This window comes from Nocardia sp. NPDC055321 (assembly GCF_053645575.1).
In genome coordinates, this window is record NZ_JBSHMS010000072.1 from 1 (window position 1) to 2,234 (window position 2,234).

Genomic DNA, 2,234 nt, shown 5'->3' on the forward strand with positions numbered 1-2,234 from the left:
ATTAGTATATGGGCGTTTCCGTATTTCGGTGTTTGTTTTGTTTTTATTCAAAAACAAAAAAGGCAGCTCATGATGAGCTGCCTTTACCGTAATAATAGCTTGGCGGCGTCCTACTCTCACAGGGGGAAACCCCCAACTACCATCGGCGCTGAAGAGCTTAACTTCCGTGTTCGGCATGGGAACGGGTGTGACCTCTTCGCTATCGCCACCAAACCATTGAGAGTGTTCTCTCAAAACTAGATAACAGTAAGCATACATTCAAATTGGTTAAGTCCTCGATCGATTAGTATCTGTCAGCTCCATGTGTCGCCACACTTCCACCTCAGACCTATCAACCTGATCATCTTTCAGGGATCTTACTTCCTTGCGGAATGGGAAATCTCATCTTGAGGGGGGCTTCATGCTTAGATGCTTTCAGCACTTATCCCGTCCACACATAGCTACCCAGCGATGCCTTTGGCAAGACAACTGGTACACCAGCGGTGTGTCCATCCCGGTCCTCTCGTACTAAGGACAGCTCCTCTCAAATTTCCTACGCCCACGACGGATAGGGACCGAACTGTCTCACGACGTTCTGAACCCAGCTCGCGTACCGCTTTAATGGGCGAACAGCCCAACCCTTGGGACCGACTACAGCCCCAGGATGCGATGAGCCGACATCGAGGTGCCAAACCTCCCCGTCGATGTGGACTCTTGGGGGAGATAAGCCTGTTATCCCCGGGGTAGCTTTTATCCGTTGAGCGATGGCCCTTCCATGCGGAACCACCGGATCACTAAGCCCGACTTTCGTCCCTGCTCGACTTGTAGGTCTCGCAGTCAAGCTCCCTTGTGCCTTTACACTCTGCGAATGATTTCCAACCATTCTGAGGGAACCTTTGGGCGCCTCCGTTACCTTTTAGGAGGCGACCGCCCCAGTCAAACTGCCCACCTGACACTGTCTCCCCGCCCGATAAGGGCGGCGGGTTAGAAGGTCAATACAGCCAGGGTAGTATCCCACCGATGCCTCCACCGAAGCTAGCGCTCCGGTTTCCAAGGCTCCCGCCTATCCTGTACAAACTGTACCAAAATTCAATATCAGGCTACAGTAAAGCTCCACGGGGTCTTTCCGTCCTGTCGCGGGTAACCTGCATCTTCACAGGTACTATAATTTCACCGAGTCTCTCGTTGAGACAGTGCCCAGATCGTTGCGCCTTTCGTGCGGGTCGGAACTTACCCGACAAGGAATTTCGCTACCTTAGGACCGTTATAGTTACGGCCGCCGTTTACTGGGGCTTCAATTCGCACCTTCGCTTACGCTAAGCGCTCCTCTTAACCTTCCAGCACCGGGCAGGCGTCAGCCCCTATACTTCGCCTTACGGCTTCGCAGAGACCTGTGTTTTTGCTAAACAGTCGCCTGGGCCTATTCACTGCGGCTCTCTCGGGCTTTCACCCTAACAGAGCACCCCTTCTCCCGAAGTTACGGGGGCATTTTGCCGAGTTCCTTAACCATAGTTCACCCGAACGCCTCGGTATTCTCTACCTGACCACCTGAGTCGGTTTAGGGTACGGGCCGCCATGAAACTCGCTAGAGGCTTTTCTCGACAGCATAGGATCATCCACTTCACCACAATCGGCTCGGCATCAGGTCTCAGACTATTGCCAGGCGGATTTACCTACCTGACGTCCTACACCCTTACCCCGGGACAACCACCGCCCGGGCTGGACTACCTTCCTGCGTCACCCCATCACTCACCTACTACCACCTTGGGTCGGCGGCTCCACCACTTCCCTTTGCCCGAAGGCTCCAGGACGGCTTCACGGCCTTAGCATTAATGGGCTCGATGTTTGACGCTTCACAGCGGGTACCGGAATATCAACCGGTTATCCATCGACTACGCCTGTCGGCCTCGCCTTAGGTCCCGACTTACCCTGGGCAGATCAGCTTGACCCAGGAACCCTTAGTCAATCGGCGCACACGTTTCTCACGTGTGTATCGCTACTCATGCCTGCATTCTCACTCGTGAACCGTCCACAACTCGCTTCCGCGGCTGCTTCACCCGGCACACGACGCTCCCCTACCCATCCCAGCCCCCGTTGGGGGTATGTGCTGGAATGACACGACTTCGGCGGTACGCTTGAGCCCCGCTACATTGTCGGCGCGGAATCACTTGACCAGTGAGCTATTACGCACTCTTTCAAGGGTGGCTGCTTCTAAGCCAACCTCCTGGTTGTCTGTGCGACTCCACATCCTTTCC

2 rRNA genes are annotated in these 2,234 nt (G+C 54.6%); both read right to left on the bottom strand.

What is annotated here, in order from left to right:
* Window positions 1-97: 97 nt before the first annotated feature.
* Window positions 98-213: ribosomal RNA gene (gene rrf, locus ACWIGI_RS41630) — 5S ribosomal RNA — on the bottom strand.
* 50 nt (window positions 214-263) lie between these two features.
* Window positions 264-2,234, bottom strand: a 23S ribosomal RNA gene (locus ACWIGI_RS41635); the annotation flags it as partial.